The organism is Rubrivivax sp. A210 (assembly GCF_904426505.1).
Lineage (GTDB): Bacteria > Pseudomonadota > Gammaproteobacteria > Burkholderiales > Burkholderiaceae_C > Rubrivivax.
On sequence record NZ_CAJGBN010000011.1, the window covers coordinates 50,491 to 63,954 of the forward strand.

The window sequence follows — 13,464 nt, forward strand, 5'->3', positions numbered from 1 at the left end:
GCTCAGGCCTCGCCCGGCGGGCCGGCCTGGCGTATCGTGCTGCAGCGCCGGCACCGGCAACCCCGTCAACCTCACGGACATCAGGAGCGCCCCATGGGCTTGAAAGGCACGAAGACCGAGCAGAACCTGAAGGATGCCTTCGCCGGCGAATCCCAGGCCAACCGCCGCTACCTGTATTTCGCGAGCAAGGCCGACGTGGAAGGGCAGAACGATGTCGCCACGCTGTTTCGCTCCACCGCCGAGGGCGAGACCGGCCACGCCCACGGCCATCTCGAGTTCCTCGAAAGCGGTTCCGGCGACCCGACCACCGGCCTGCCCATAGGTCACAGCCGCCTGAACCTGGCCGCCGCCGTGGCCGGCGAGACCCACGAGTACACCGACATGTACCCCGGCATGGCCAGGACTGCGCGCGAAGAGGGCTTCGACGAGATCGCCGACTGGTTCGAGACCCTGGCCAAAGCCGAGCGCTCCCACGCCAACCGCTTCCAGAAGGCGCTCGACACCCTGGTTGATTGAGGGCCGCTGGTTACTGCGCAAGCCTGGTTGACGCGACCGCCTCCAGACGGCGGCATGGCCCCGGCTTGCTGCCACACTTGCGGCCCCGCGACCCGCAATCTTGCAAGGAGCCCCGATGACCACCCCGCGCCGCTTCGAAACCCTGGCCGTCCACGCCGGCTACACGCCCGACCCCACGACCAAGGCCGTGGCCGTGCCGCTGTACCAGACCGTGGCCTATGCCTTCGACAGCGCCCAGCACGGCGCCGACCTTTTTGACCTCAAGGTGCCGGGCAACATCTACACCCGCATCATGAACCCGACGCAGGACGTGCTCGAGCAGCGCGTGGCGGCGCTCGAAGGCGGCATCGCGGCGCTGGCCCTGGCCTCGGGCCAGGCGGCGGTGACCTATTCCATCCTCACCATCGCCGAGGCCGGCGACAACATCGTCGCCAGCAGCGCGCTCTACGGCGGCACCTACAACCTGTTTGCGCACACGCTGCCGCAGTACGGCATCAACACGCGCTTTGCCGACTACCGCCGGCCCGAGAGCTTCGAGCCGCTGATCGACGCCAGGACCAAGGCCATCTTCGTCGAGAGCCTGGGCAACCCGCAGGGCAATGTCACCGACATCGCCGCCATCGCCGCCATCGCCCACCGCCACGGCGTGCCGCTGATCGTCGACAACACGGTGGCCACGCCTTATCTCAGCCGCCCCATCGAGCATGGCGCCGATATCGTCGTGCACTCGCTCACCAAGTACCTGGGCGGCCATGGCACCAGCGTCGGCGGCGCCATCGTCGACAGCGGCAAGTTCCCCTGGGCCCAGCACAAGGAGCGTTTCAAGCGCCTCAACGAGCCCGACGTCAGCTACCACGGCGTCGTCTACACCGAGGCCCTGGGCGCGGCGGCCTACATCGGCCGTGCCCGCGTGGTGCCGCTGCGCAACATCGGCGCCGCGATCTCGCCCTTCAACGCATGGCTCATCCTGCAGGGCATTGAGACGCTGTCGCTGCGCGTCGACCGCATCAGCGACAACACGCTGGCCGTGGCCCGCTACCTGAAGGGTCACGCCAAGGTGGGCTGGGTCAACTACGCCGGCCTCGAAGACCACCCCGACCATGCGCTGGTGGGCAAGTACCTTTCGGGCAAGGCCTCGGGGCTGATGACCTTCGGTGTCAAGTGCGCGCCGGGCGAGGGCCGCGCCGCGGGTGCGCGCTTCCTCGACGCGCTGCAGCTCTTCACGCGCCTGGTCAACATCGGCGACGCCAAGAGCCTGGCCACCCACCCGGCCAGCACCACCCACCGCCAGCTCTCGCCGGCCGAGCTGGAAAAGGCCGGCGTCAGCGAAGACACGGTGCGGCTGTCGGTGGGCATCGAGCACATCGCCGACCTCGTCGCCGATCTCGAACAGGCGCTGGCCGCGGTCTAGCGACCCAGTTCGCGGCAGAGGCGCGCGGCAAAGGCCAGCGCCTCGGGCGTGGCGCCCGGCGCCACGCCGCCGCCGGCGTCGTCCAGCAGCGAGCGCAGCAGCCGCTGCACGGCCTCGGGTTGGGGCGTCACCGGGCCGGCAAAGCGCAGGCGGCGGCCGGCGTCGACGACAACCAGGGTGGGGAAGGTCTCGACGTCGTAGTCGCCCACCAGCTCGGACTCGTCCTCGATGTCGATCCAGCGCAGGCGCAAGGCCGCGCCTTGTGTCGCCATTTCGTCCACCACGGCGGCCAGCACCTCGGTGTAGCCATTGCATAGTCGGCACCAGCCGGCGCACAGGCAGGCGATGGCGAGGGCGGGCTTGTCCATGACAGGCATTGTGCCGGCGCACTGCCGTCGGCGCGCGGCCAGGGCCAATGATCCCCGGCCGCGTGCTCAGGCCGGGCGCGACTGTGTGTCGGCCTGGCTGACCTGGCTGCCCGGCGGCACGCCGTGGGTGAGCCAGACATTGCCGCCTATCACCGAGCCGCGGCCTATCGTCACGCGACCCAGCACGGTGGCGCCGGCATAGATGACGACCTCGTCCTCCACCACCGGATGGCGGGGCTGGCCCTTCTTCAAGCTGCCGTCCTCGGCCACGGCAAAGCTCTTGGCGCCCAGCGTGACGTTTTGGTAGATGCGCACGCGCTCGCCGATGACCGCCGTCTCGCCGATCACGACGCCGGTGCCATGGTCGATGAAGAAGCCGGCCGCGATGGTGGCGCCCGGGTGGATGTCGACGCCGGTCTCGGCGTGCGCCAGTTCGGCGATCACCCGCGCCAGCAGCGGCACGCCCAGGCGGTAGAGCTCGTGCGCGATGCGGTGGCTGATGGTGGCGCGGATGCCGGGGTAGCACAGCAGCACCTCGTCGACGCTGCGCGCCGCCGGGTCGCCACGGAAGGCGGCCAGCACATCGCTGTCGAGCACGGTGCGGATGGCCGGCAGGGCCTGGGCAAACTCGGCGACGATGCGCCGGGCTCTGGCCTCGGTGTCGCCGCCGGCCAAGGTGTCGGTGGCGGCGCCGGGCTCGTGGCGGGCCGTGTGGCGCAGTTCCAGCGCCACCTGGCCGTGCAGGCCGGCCAGCACGCTGGCCAGGGTGTGGCCGACGTAGTAGTCCTCGCTCTCGGGGCGCAGGTCGTGCGGGCCCAGGCGCATCGGGAAGAGGGCGCCGCGCAGCCCCTCCACCACGCCGGCCAGGATCTCGCGCGAGGGCAGGTCGCGCCCGCCGGCCTCGCCAGCGCGGCCCTGGCTGGCCCGCCACTGCTGGCGCGCGCTGCGCAGGCCGGCCACCACGGCGCCGAGTTCGGCCAGCACCGGGCCGCGCGGCGCGGGTGGAGTGTCGGTGTCGCGGTCGGACATCGCTTTGCCCTTACAGCGGTTTGCCGGTGGCGTCGAAGAGGTCTTCGAACAGCGCCGAGCTGAGGTAGCGCTCGCCCGAATCGGGCAGCACGACGACGATGGTCTTGCCGGCGTTCTCGGGCCGCTGCGCCAGGCGCACGGCCACCGCCGCGGCGGCGCCGCAGGAGATGCCCGAGAGAATGCCTTCCTCGCGCGCCAGGCGGCGGGCAAAGGCGATGGCGTCCTCGTTGCTGACCTGCTCGATGGCGTCCACCAGTGACAGGTCCAGCACATCGGGCACGAAGCCCGCGCCTATGCCCTGGATCTTGTGCGGCCCGGGCTTGATCTCGGTGCCGGCGCGCGTCTGCGTCAGCACCGGGCTGGCGCTGGGCTCGACCGCGACGGTGACGATCTTCTTGCCTGCTACGTTCTTGATGTAGCGCGAGACGCCGGTGATGGTGCCGCCGGTGCCCACGCCGCTGACGAAGATGTCGATGGCGCCGGCCGTGTCTTCCCAGATCTCGGGGCCGGTGGTGGCCTCGTGGATGGCCGGGTTGGCCGGGTTCTTGAACTGCTGCAGCAGCACGTACTTGGGGTCGCTGGCGGCGATTTCCTCGGCACGGGCGATGGCGCCCTTCATGCCCTTGGCGCCTTCGGTCAGTACCAGCCGGGCGCCATAGGCCAGCAGCAGCTTGCGGCGCTCGATGCTCATGGTCTCGGGCATGGTCAGCGTCAGCGGAATGCCGCGTGCCGCGGCCACGAAGGCCAGCGCGATGCCGGTGTTGCCGCTGGTGGGCTCGACCAGTTCCTTGCCGGGCCTCAGCAGGCCGCGCTTCTCGGCGTCCCAGATCAGTGCCGCGCCGATGCGGCATTTCACCGAGTAGGCCGGGTTGCGGCCCTCGATCTTGGCCAGCACGGTGGCGCCCGCGCCATCGGTGACACGGTTCAGACGCACCAGCGGGGTGCGGCCTATGGACAGCGAGTTGTCGTCGAAGATCTGGCTCATGGTTTCGGCCTCGGTATGGGGTCTGGATTGGCGCATCGCCGCGCCACCGGCTGAAGTGTGCACGCACGGGCGCGCGGTCGTGATCGACTGCGAAATCTACCCTGCAGTGCCGAACTCCCCAGGCGGCCTGCGGCGTGCTAGCGTGCCGGCCCGAATCGAACGCCAGCCCGGAGCCCGCCATGCCCGAACCAAGTTACGAAGACTTCCGCCACCAGGCCCTCGCCTGCGGCTTTGATGAGGTGCTGGTGCGCGAGTGGGCCGCCGGCCAGGTGTTGGCCACCCACACCCACGCTTTCGCCGTGAGCGCTCGCGTGGTGCGCGGGGAGTTCGTGCTCGGCTGCGAGGGACGCGAGCAGCGCCTGCAGGCCGGCGACAGCTTCGAGCTGCCAGGCGGGCAGCCGCACTCCGAGCACTACGGCCCCGAAGGCGCCACCGTGTGGGTGGCGCGCCGCCACGGCCCGGCCTGAGCCCGGTCTCGGCCCAGCCCGGCCCGACCCAACGGGGTCGCCTCCTACAATGCCGTGGTGAACACCCCGCCCCCGCTGGCGCTGCCCGCCGCTGGTGCGCGCCGCATCCGCGAACTCCCCGATGAACTGATCAGCCAGATCGCCGCCGGCGAGGTGATTGATCGCCCGGCGGCCGCGGTGCGCGAGCTGGTGGACAACGCGCTCGACGCCGGCTCCAGCCAGATCGTCGTGCGCCTGGCCGGCGGCGGCGTGCGCGGCATCACGGTGGAAGACGACGGCGCCGGCATTGCACGCGAAGAGCTGCCGCTGGCGCTGAAGCGCCACGCCACCAGCAAGATCGCCTCGCTGTCCGAGCTGGAAGCGGTGGCGACGATGGGCTTTCGTGGCGAGGCGCTGGCCGCCATCGCCAGCATTGCCGAGTTGTCCATCACCAGCCGCACCGCCGCTGCCCCCCATGCCTGGCGGCTGGCGGCACGCAGCGGTGAGCTGGCTGCTGCGGCGCGCGGCCAGGGCACGACGGTCGAGGCGCAGGAGCTGTTCTTCAGCACGCCGGCGCGGCGCAAGTTTCTCAAGAGTGACGCCACCGAGCTGTCGCACGCGCTCGAATCGCTGCGTCGCCACGCGCTGGCGCGGCCTGATGTCGGCTTCGCACTGTGGCACGAGGGCCGACTGGTGGTGCAGTGGCGGGCCGCCACGGCGGCGCAGCGCTGGGCCGATGTGCTGGGCGCCGATTTCTTCGCCAGCAGCCGAGAACTGGAGGCCGGCCGCGGCCCGCTGCGCCTGGTGGGCCGCATCGGCCAGCCCGAGGCGGCGCGCGCCCGCGGCGACCTGCAATACCTCTTCGTCAACGGCCGCCATGTGCGCGACCGCCTGGTGGCCCACGCGGTGCGCGCCGCCTACGAAGACCAGTTGCACGGCAGCCGCCAACCCGCCTACGCGCTGTTTCTGGAGATCGCGGCCGAGCTGGTGGATGTCAACGTTCACCCGGCCAAGGCCGAGGTGCGTTTTCGCGACGGCCGCGCCGTACACCAGGCGGTGCAGCGCGCGGTGCAGGAGGCGTTGGCGCCGACGCGTGCCGCCTTGGCGCCGCAAGCCGTGGTGCCGTCGCTGCAAGCGGCTGATGTGCCGCTGCCGCCCGCGCCCGCCTGGCAGCCGTCGCTGGACTTGCCCGAGCGCGCCGAGGCCCGCGAAAGCCCTGCGCCCTGGCCGGCCGCAGGCGGCGCTGCAGGCGATTGGCGCACGCCCCAGGGCAGCGGCGGCCTCGCCGCCTGGGCCGGCCTGCGCGAGCTGCCTGCAGCGATGGCACCGGCGCCATTCCCGCAGGCGCAGCCCGCCTGGCCCCTGGGCCGTGCCATCGCCCAGATCGGCGGCGTCTATGTGCTGGCCGAGAACGCCCAGGGCCTGGTCGTCGTCGACATGCACGCGGCCCACGAGCGCATCGTCTACGAGCGACTCAAGCGCCAGGCCGATGGTCGGGCGGCGCTGCCGACCCAGCCGCTCCTGATCCCGGTGAGCTTTGCCGCCACGCCGGCCGAGATCGCCCAGGCCGAGGCCGACGCCGACACCCTGCTGCAGCTGGGCCTGGACGTGGCGCCGCTGGCGGCCGGCAGCCTGGTGGTGCGCAGCCGCCCCGCGGCCCTGCCCGAGGCCGACCTGCCCGAGTTGCTGCGCTCGGTGCTGGCCGAGCTGGCCCAGCCCGAGGGCGGCGGCGCCGGCCGCGTGCTGGCGCGTGCCCGCGATGAACTGCTGGCCACCATGGCCTGCCACGGCGCGGTGCGCGCCAACCGGCGCCTCACGCTGGAAGAGATGAACGCCCTGCTGCGCGACATGGAAGCCACCGAGCGCGCCGACACCTGCAACCATGGCCGCCCGACCTGGCGCCAGCTAACGATGAAGGAACTGGACGGGCTTTTCCTGCGCGGGCGCTGAGGGCGCAGGGCAATGCCCGGCGGTCAGGGGCTGGACATGTGCAGCCAGCTCAGCTTGCGCCGCGGCAGGAGGAAGTCGACTTCTTCTTCGGGGCGCTCGCGGGCGTGCAGGGAGCGCTCGATCTTGAGGCCTTGATCCGCGGCCAGGTCGACGATCAAGGCGTGCCGGCGCGGCAGGCCGGGCTCGTAGAGCAGCACCTGGGGCCGCAGCGGGCTCTGCACGGAGGCCGAGGCCACGACCACGCCGCTGTGGCCGTCGCTGAGCAGCACCAGCGAGCCGGGGGGATAGACACCCATGGCGCGCACGAACAGCTGCAAAAGGGTCGCGTCGAAATGGCCCTTTTCCTTGGCCCACATCGATGCCAGCGCCTCCGAGGGCGAGAGGGCATTGCGAGGGTTGACCGGGTTGGCCAGGTTGTCGAAGCGGTTGGCCACGGCGACGATCCGGGCCCCCAGGGGAATGAGGGTGCCGGCCAGCCGCCCCGGGTAGCCGCTGCCGTCCACATGCTCGTGGTGGTGCAGGATAGCGCCTGCCACCTGAGGTGCGATGGGCCCCGCCCTGAGCGCCATCTCGTGGCCCAGCTGGCAGTGGCTGCGGTAGTTGGTCTCTTCGTACTTGTTGCGTTCCGTCCGCCGCAGCAGCGAGCGGCTGAGCGAGGCCTTGCCGATGTCGTGCAGCAGGGCGCAGACGCCGATCTCGCGCAGCGCCGCCTCCGGCAGGCGGGCCTGCTTGCCCAGCAGCAGCGCCAGCGTCATCACCGACAGCGCGTGCGCAAAGTCGATGTCCGCATGGACCTTCTCGGCGATCAGCGCGATCGCACTGTCGGGGTCGCGCACCAGCACGGCGGCCGACTGGGCGCTGACCTCGGTCACCAGCCGCAGGCTGTTCTTCGGCGTGGCATCGAAGGAGGACAGCGCCTCGCCGACCAGCTTGGCCGCCGCCACATAGTGGCTCTGGGCCGCGTCGAGCCGGTCACGCAATAGGCTCACTGCCGCCGTCCGCTGCTGCTTGGCGGCGGTCTGCCGTGCCAGCTCGGCCGCCAGCGCTTCGCGCTGCTGCAATTCCTCGGGCGAGGGCTGCGGCGGCAGCGCGGGCCTGTCCAGCGGCGGGCTGGTGCAGCGCGACGGGTCGCAGTAGATCTGGGGCAGATTCAAGGCCGCGATCTGGCGCACCTGTTCGTCGGTGGTGACGACGAAGGAGCCGTAGAGGAACGGGTGCTCCAGCCAGCCCAGGGGAATGCGTACATGAACACCCGGTCTCAGCTGGCACGGGTCGATCTCGACCTCGCCCCGCTTCTTCGCGCCGGACGACTCGCTGCCCGATGGGTTGTCGCCGTCAGGGGCCATGGTCCTATCCTGCCGTTGCGGCCCGGGTTCCCGGTGTCATCGAACTCAGGCCTGCTGCAAGCAGCGCGCGGCCAGGGCGTCCAGCGCCGCCGGGCCCAGGCCCAGGCGATCCTGCAGGTAGTGCTCGATGCCGCCATGGCGGCTGTCCACCCAGTGCAGCGCGGCCTCCAGGAAGCTGGGCTGCACGCCCCACATCACCTGCAGTGCTTCCAGCGGCGTGGCGCTGGGCGCCAGCGGCGGGTGGCGGTAGCAGCGCTGGGTGATCAGGAAATCGGCCATCACCACCTCGCGCGGCACGCCCAGGGCCAGCAGGATCAGCGCCGCGGCCCAGCCGGTGCGGTCCTTGCCGGCCGTGCAGTGGAAGACCAGGGGCCCCTGGCCGTGCAGCAGGTGCTGGAACAACTCGGCATAGCGCGGCGCGTGCTGGTCCACCAGCGAGCGGTAGAGGTCTTGCATCAGCCCCGTGGCGGCTGCGGCGTCGACGCGCCCGCCGGCCTCCTGCAAGGCCTGCAACTGCTGCGAGACCGAGGGCTCGATGGCCAGCGAGTGCTGGGCCACGCCGGGCAGGCTGTAGGACTGGGCGGCCCGTTCCTGTACGCCGCGAAAGTCCAGCGTGTACGCCAGCCCCAGGTCTTGCAGCAGGGCGCGGTCGGCCGCGGTCAGGCCCGCCAGGTGGTCGGAGCGGAAGATCAGCCGCCAGCGCAGCGCGCGCCCGTCGCGGCCACGGTAGCCGCCGAGATCGCGGAAATTGCTGGCGCCGGCAAGCGGCAGGATGCGTTCAGGGTGGGAGGGCATCGCGCCCATTGTGCCGCCCCGGGGTGACGGCCCTGCGGCCCCGCCTGGCCCGCGATTCGTGACTTCTTCACCCCTCGGTCACGGGGGCGCGAGCCTGCGGGGCGTATTTCCGGCTTATCCCGCGTATCTGCTTTGACACAATCGTCACGCACGATGAGACGGTTCGCCAGAGAGCCGCAATTCACCCCTTCGGGAAGGTCGTCATGAAGTTCATTTCCGTGTTGGCAGGTCTGTCGCTGGCCCTCGCATCGGCCGGGGCCGCGGCTGCCAGCTACAGCTTCCAGGCGCCGCTGGCGCCGGACCTGCCCATGCTCGACGCCCAGATGGTGTCGGGCCCGTCCTTCGTCGACCAGTGGGATTTCCAGGCGCCGGCCAGCGCCGTGCTGGTTACCGGGGGCGTGGACACGATCACGATGCCCGGCCTCAACATCGACAACATCCGCATCGAGCTGTACACGGCCGCCAACCAGTTTATCGCTGGCGGTGCGGCGGGCGAGTTCTCCCAGGTCACCGACGTGGCCGTCACCCCGGGGGCGTCCTATTACTTCCGCGTCAGCGGCGATGTCGTCGGCGAGCCCAATGGCTTCTACACCTTCATGGCCATCTCGGCGCCGGTGCCCGAACCCGGCGGCCTGGCGCTCGCGCTGGCCGGTGCCGTGGTGCTGGCCGGCCTGGCGCGCCGCCGCCTCACCTGACTGTCCCCGATGAAACTCAAAATCCTTTGCGCCGCCGGCTTGCTGTCGGCGGCGGTGGCGGCCTCGGCCTCGAGCATCAGCTACAACTTCACACTGCCGGTGGCGCCGTCCACGCCCTTCTCCGAGCGGGTGCTGGTTTCCGGGACGAGCTTCCTCGATGACTGGCACTTCATCGCCCCGCTGCAGCCTGCGACCGCCACGGGCTCGGCGATCTCGGTGGACATCCGCAATTTCTGGAACATCGACAACATCAGCATCTCGCTGCACGACAGCCTCAACCAGGTCTTGCTGGCCGGTCTGACGGGAGAGCGCTCGACGGTCGTCAACGTGCCGCTGGTCGCTGGCTCCAGCTACCACTTTCAGATCAGAGGCAACGTGTTAGGGCCCTCCGGGGGCTCGTATTCCTTCGTTGCTGGCGCCTCGCCGGTGCCCGAGCCGGGTGCCTTTGCACTGGTGATGGCGGGGTTGGGTGCAGCCCTGCTGGTGCGTCGCCGCAAGGGCTGATCCAGCCAACTGCCGGGCGCGGCCCGGCCGGCGCGCTTGTCAGCGTGCCAGTTGACGCAGCGCCTGCACGCAGGCCGCGCGGCGCGAGCCACCTTCAGCGGCCGCGCCGCCCGCGATGACCCGTCGCCCCGCCACCCAGACCTCGGCAAAGGCCGGTGCCGCGGTGGCGAAAACCAGGCCATCGAGCCGGTGCGAGGCCGGCAGGCCTTCCAGGCCGCTGGCTGCCTCGTCCAGCACCAGCAGGTCGGCGCGGGCGCCGATCTGCAGGCCCCAGTTCCTGAATCCCGCCGCGGCGGCGCCGCCGACCCGCACGCGGTCGAACAGCCGCGCCGCCGTGGCACCTTCGGCCCGGGCCGGGTCGGCCGCCACATTGCGCCGGCGCAGCAGCAGGCGCTGGCCGTACTCCAGCCAGCGCAACTCTTCCGGCCAGGCGCGGCCGACCTGGCTGTCGCTGCCGATGGACAGCGGCGTGGTGCTGGCCAGCCAGCGCGGCAGGTCGGCCAGGCCATCGCCCAGATTGGCCTCGGTGCTGGGGCAGAGCACGATGCCGGCACCGCAGGCCGCCACGGCCGCGATCTCGTCCGGCTCGGCGTGGGTGGCGTGTACCAGCTGCCAGCGCGCGTCCAGCTCGAACTCGCGCGCCAGCCAGGCGATGGGCCTGCTGCCGGTGGCGGCCTGGCAGTCGTCGACCTCGGCCGTCTGCTCGGCGATGTGGATGTGGATGGGGCCGGGGTCGTCGCCCAGACCCTTGATGAGCCGGTGCATGGAGGCCGGCGCTGCGGCGCGCAGCGAATGGATGGCGATGCCGGCGCTCACCTGCGGCAGGCCGAGCGCGCGCACGCCATCGCGCAGCGCCAGCACGGTGTCGACATCGCTGGCGAAGCGGCGCTGGTCAGGGCGCAGCGCCGGCTGGGCAAAGCCGGCGCGCTCGTACAGCACCGGCAGCAGCGTCAGGCCCATGCCGGTCGCGGCCGCGGCCTCGGCCAGCGCCCGGCTCATCGCCAGCGCGTCGGCATAGGGCCGGCCGTCCTCGCCGTGGTGCAGGTAGTGGAATTCGCACACCTGGGTGTAGCCACCGGCCAGCAGCTCGGTGTAGAGCTGGGCCGCCACGGCACGCAGCTGATCGGGGCTGATGCGCAGCGCCACGCCGTACATGCGGTCGCGCCAGGACCAGAAGTCGTCATGGTCGCCGCTGCGCCGCTCGGCCAGGCCCACGAAGGCGCGCTGGAAGGCGTGGCTGTGGGCGTCCACCAGCGGCGGCAGCACGGCGCCGGGCAGGCGCGTGGCGTCGGCCGGCGCCGGCACGCCGGGTGTGATCTCGGCCCAGCGGCCCGATGCATCGGCGCGCAGCAGCACGGCGTCCTGCCAGCGCCCGTCCAGCCAGGCGCTGGGGGCCCACAAGGGTTGCGGCGTCGTCACTGGGGCCGCCAATCCAGCATGGCCTGCACCAGGGCACGCAGCAGCGGGGTCACCGCAGCGGCACGTTCATCGTGCCAGCCATAGGGTGGCGTCTCGTCCATGTAGGCGCGCCAGCACATCTCGAGCTGCACCGTATGCACGCCGGCCGCCGGGTTGCCGAAATGCCGCGTGATGTGGCCGCCCTTGAAGCGGCCGTCGACGACGTGGCTGTAGGCTGCCTGCGACGCCAGCACAGCGGCCAGCCGCTCGCGCAGCGCTGGGGCGCAGCTGCTGCCGCCCACCGTGCCCAGGTTGAGGTGCGGCAGCCGGCCCTCGAACAGCCAGGGCAGCTCGCTCTTGATGCTGTGGGCATCGAAGAGCACGACATGGCCGTGGGCGGCGCGCAGGCGCCCGATCTCCTCGCCCAGCGCCCGGTGGTAGGGCCGCCAGTAGACGGCCACGCGGCGCGCGATCTCGGCCGCGTCGGGCGCCTGGCCCTCGCGGTAGAGCGGCTCGCCGGTGAAATGGCGGGTGGGGCACAGCTCGGTGTTGTTCTGGCCCGCGTACATGGGCGTGTTCTCGCTCGGCCGGTTGAGGTCGATGAGGTAGCGGCTGTGGCGCGGCAGGATCAGCGTCGCGCCCAGCGCCACGGCAAAGCCGTAGAGGCGGTCGAGGAACCAGTCCGTGTCTTCGACTTCCAGCGCACGCGCCGTGTAGCGTTGCTGCTGGTCGGCCGCAATGTGGGTGCCGACATGGGGCGCGCTGATGAGCAGGGGCGCGCTGCCGCGCTGCAGGCTGTAGATGTCGTTCATGGCGCCCTTTCGACACCGCCGCAGACGACGCGGCGGCAGGGGTTGAGGCCGAAGCGGTAGGCCAGTTCGCGCGGGTGTTCGGCATCCCACACCGCGAAGTCGGCGCGCAGGCGCTCGGCCAGGCGGCCCCGGTCGGGCAGGCCCAGGGCGCGCGCCGCGTTGACGGTGACGCCGCGCAGCGCCTCTTCGGGCGTCAGGCGGAACAGCGTACACGCCATGCTCAGCATCAGCAGCAGGCTGCCGCCTGGGCAACTGCCGGGGTTGTGGTCGCTGGCGATGGCGATGGGCACGGCGGCGTCGCGCAGCGCCTGCACCGGCGGCAGCTTTGTTTCGCGCAGAAAGTAGTAGGCGCCGGGCAGCAGCATGGCCACCGTGCCGCTGGCACGCATGGCCGCGATGCCGGCCGGCGAGAGGTGTTCGAGGTGGTCGCAGCTCAGCGCATCGTGACGGGCCGCGAGCGCCGCGCCGCCCTGGTCGCTCAGTTGTTCGGCATGCAGCTTGACCGGCAGGCCCAGCGCTCGCGCGGCGCGGAAGATGCGGTCGGTCTGGGCCGGGCTGAAGCCGATGTGGTCGCAGAAGGCGTCGACTGCGTCGACCAGGCCCGCGGCCTGCTGGCCGGCCAGCCAGGAGCAGGCGGCGTCGATGTAGTCGTCGGCGCGGCCCGCGTATTCAGGCGGCAGCGCGTGCGCCGCCAGCGAAGTGGTGCGCACCGTCAGCGCCAGCTCGCGGCCCAGGCGCCGCGCCACCGCCAGGCAGCGTGCCTCGTGCGCTTGGGACAGGCCATAGCCCGACTTGATCTCGACCGTGGTCACGCCCTCGGCCATCAGCGTGCGGGCGCGGGCGGCGGCGGCGCGGAAAAGCTCGTCGTCGCTGGCGGCGCGCGTGGCTGCCACGGTGTTGAGGATGCCGCCGCCCGCCTGTGCAATCTCTTCATAGCTGGCGCCCTGCAGCCGGCGCTCGAACTCGGCCGCGCGCTGGCCGCCGTAGACCAGGTGGGTGTGGGCGTCGATGAGGCCGGGCGTGACCAGGGCGCCCTGGAGGTCGATCTCCTGGTCGGGCTGCAGATCGGGCGGCAGCGCGGCATCCGGGCCCACCCAGCGCAGCGTGTCGCCCTGCACCAGCAGGGCGCCGTCTTCCTCCCAGCCCCAGGGCGTGCCCGGCTGCAGCGTGGCCAGGCGGGCGTGGCGCCAGAGGGTGGTGATCATGGGC

General features: G+C 71.6%; 14 protein-coding genes. 6 read left to right on the forward strand and 8 right to left on the reverse strand.

All coding sequences use genetic code 11. The features are described from left to right. Window positions 1-93 precede the first annotated feature (93 nt). Together JMV16_RS08500 and JMV16_RS08505 are read left to right on the forward strand one after the other, a co-directional pair. Complete coding sequence (locus JMV16_RS08500) at window positions 94-516, forward strand: rubrerythrin family protein (RefSeq protein WP_201493825.1); 423 nt, start codon at window positions 94-96, stop codon at window positions 514-516. A gap of 115 nt (window positions 517-631) precedes the next feature. Further along, window positions 632-1,927: an O-acetylhomoserine aminocarboxypropyltransferase/cysteine synthase family protein gene (locus JMV16_RS08505; RefSeq protein ID WP_201493826.1), complete on the forward strand. Its 1,296-nt coding sequence runs from the start codon at window positions 632-634 to the stop codon at window positions 1,925-1,927. On the opposite strand, the gene JMV16_RS08510 is transcribed toward JMV16_RS08505, so the two are convergent. The 3 genes from JMV16_RS08510 to cysK all read right to left on the reverse strand — a co-directional run bounded on the left by JMV16_RS08510 (window position 1,924) and on the right by cysK (window position 4,309). Next, a complete protein-coding gene (locus tag JMV16_RS08510; RefSeq protein ID WP_201493827.1) occupies window positions 1,924-2,295 on the reverse strand; it encodes a thioredoxin family protein in 372 nt (123 codons plus the stop codon). The genes JMV16_RS08505 and JMV16_RS08510 overlap by 4 nt on opposite strands. A 66-nt stretch (window positions 2,296-2,361) precedes the next feature. Further along, window positions 2,362-3,324, reverse strand: a complete 963-nt coding sequence (epsC, locus tag JMV16_RS08515; RefSeq protein WP_201493828.1) for a serine O-acetyltransferase EpsC — start codon at window positions 3,322-3,324, stop codon at window positions 2,362-2,364. Window positions 3,325-3,334: 10 nt separating this feature from the next. Next, the gene (cysK, locus tag JMV16_RS08520; RefSeq protein ID WP_201493829.1) at window positions 3,335-4,309 is read right to left on the reverse strand and encodes a cysteine synthase A; all 975 of its coding nucleotides are present in this window, start codon (window positions 4,307-4,309) and stop codon (window positions 3,335-3,337) included. Between the two features lie 179 nt (window positions 4,310-4,488). On the opposite strand from cysK, the gene JMV16_RS08525 reads away from it, so the two are divergent. Next, window positions 4,489-4,776 carry a cupin domain-containing protein gene (locus tag JMV16_RS08525; RefSeq protein ID WP_201493830.1) on the forward strand — a complete coding sequence of 96 codons (288 nt, stop codon included), beginning with the start codon at window positions 4,489-4,491 and terminating at the stop codon, window positions 4,774-4,776. A gap of 57 nt (window positions 4,777-4,833) precedes the next feature. Next, complete coding sequence (gene mutL / locus JMV16_RS08530) at window positions 4,834-6,705, forward strand: DNA mismatch repair endonuclease MutL (RefSeq protein WP_236580416.1); 1,872 nt, start codon at window positions 4,834-4,836, stop codon at window positions 6,703-6,705. Window positions 6,706-6,728: 23 nt separating this feature from the next. Here mutL and JMV16_RS08535 read toward each other — a convergent pair whose 3' ends face one another. Together JMV16_RS08535 and JMV16_RS08540 are read right to left on the reverse strand one after the other, a co-directional pair. Next, window positions 6,729-8,051: an HD-GYP domain-containing protein gene (locus JMV16_RS08535; protein ID WP_201493831.1), complete on the reverse strand. Its 1,323-nt coding sequence runs from the start codon at window positions 8,049-8,051 to the stop codon at window positions 6,729-6,731. 45 nt (window positions 8,052-8,096) lie between these two features. Continuing rightward, on the reverse strand, window positions 8,097-8,846 hold the full coding sequence (locus tag JMV16_RS08540) for a tyrosine-protein phosphatase (protein ID WP_201493832.1): 750 nt from the start codon (window positions 8,844-8,846) through the stop codon (window positions 8,097-8,099). A 203-nt stretch (window positions 8,847-9,049) separates the two neighbouring features. On the opposite strand from JMV16_RS08540, the gene JMV16_RS08545 reads away from it, so the two are divergent. Further along, window positions 9,050-9,541: an FxDxF family PEP-CTERM protein gene (locus tag JMV16_RS08545; protein WP_201493833.1), complete on the forward strand. Its 492-nt coding sequence runs from the start codon at window positions 9,050-9,052 to the stop codon at window positions 9,539-9,541. A gap of 9 nt (window positions 9,542-9,550) precedes the next feature. Further along, complete coding sequence (locus tag JMV16_RS08550; RefSeq protein ID WP_201493834.1) at window positions 9,551-10,045, forward strand: FxDxF family PEP-CTERM protein; 495 nt, start codon at window positions 9,551-9,553, stop codon at window positions 10,043-10,045. 39 nt (window positions 10,046-10,084) lie between these two features. On the opposite strand, the gene JMV16_RS08555 is transcribed toward JMV16_RS08550, so the two are convergent. Genes JMV16_RS08555 through hutI form a run of 3 tightly spaced genes read right to left on the reverse strand, consistent with a single transcriptional unit; the run spans window position 10,085 to window position 13,460 of the window. Beyond that, on the reverse strand, window positions 10,085-11,464 hold the full coding sequence (locus JMV16_RS08555; RefSeq protein WP_201493835.1) for a formimidoylglutamate deiminase: 1,380 nt from the start codon (window positions 11,462-11,464) through the stop codon (window positions 10,085-10,087). After that, window positions 11,461-12,255, reverse strand: coding sequence for an N-formylglutamate deformylase (gene hutG, locus JMV16_RS08560; RefSeq protein ID WP_201493836.1), 795 nt, complete (start codon window positions 12,253-12,255; stop codon window positions 11,461-11,463). Before hutG ends, JMV16_RS08555 begins: the two co-directional genes overlap by 4 nt. Then, on the reverse strand, window positions 12,252-13,460 hold the full coding sequence (hutI, locus tag JMV16_RS08565) for an imidazolonepropionase (RefSeq protein ID WP_201493837.1): 1,209 nt from the start codon (window positions 13,458-13,460) through the stop codon (window positions 12,252-12,254). The genes hutG and hutI overlap by 4 nt, the downstream gene beginning before the upstream one ends. Window positions 13,461-13,464 lie beyond the last annotated feature (4 nt).

Bases quoted from the DNA above. Each gene is read 5' to 3' on its own strand.
- JMV16_RS08500 (WP_201493825.1), top strand. From the start codon at position 94: ATGGGCTTGAAAGGCACGAAGACCGAGCAGAACCTGAAGGATGCCTTC.
- JMV16_RS08505 (WP_201493826.1), top strand. From the start codon at position 632: ATGACCACCCCGCGCCGCTTCGAAACCCTGGCCGTCCACGCCGGCTAC.
- JMV16_RS08510 (WP_201493827.1), bottom strand. From the start codon at position 2,295: ATGGACAAGCCCGCCCTCGCCATCGCCTGCCTGTGCGCCGGCTGGTGC.
- epsC (WP_201493828.1), bottom strand. From the start codon at position 3,324: ATGTCCGACCGCGACACCGACACTCCACCCGCGCCGCGCGGCCCGGTG.
- cysK (WP_201493829.1), bottom strand. From the start codon at position 4,309: ATGAGCCAGATCTTCGACGACAACTCGCTGTCCATAGGCCGCACCCCG.
- JMV16_RS08525 (WP_201493830.1), top strand. From the start codon at position 4,489: ATGCCCGAACCAAGTTACGAAGACTTCCGCCACCAGGCCCTCGCCTGC.
- JMV16_RS08535 (WP_201493831.1), bottom strand. From the start codon at position 8,051: ATGGCCCCTGACGGCGACAACCCATCGGGCAGCGAGTCGTCCGGCGCG.
- JMV16_RS08540 (WP_201493832.1), bottom strand. From the start codon at position 8,846: ATGCCCTCCCACCCTGAACGCATCCTGCCGCTTGCCGGCGCCAGCAAT.
- JMV16_RS08545 (WP_201493833.1), top strand. From the start codon at position 9,050: ATGAAGTTCATTTCCGTGTTGGCAGGTCTGTCGCTGGCCCTCGCATCG.
- JMV16_RS08550 (WP_201493834.1), top strand. From the start codon at position 9,551: ATGAAACTCAAAATCCTTTGCGCCGCCGGCTTGCTGTCGGCGGCGGTG.
- hutG (WP_201493836.1), bottom strand. From the start codon at position 12,255: ATGAACGACATCTACAGCCTGCAGCGCGGCAGCGCGCCCCTGCTCATC.
- hutI (WP_201493837.1), bottom strand. From the start codon at position 13,460: ATGATCACCACCCTCTGGCGCCACGCCCGCCTGGCCACGCTGCAGCCG.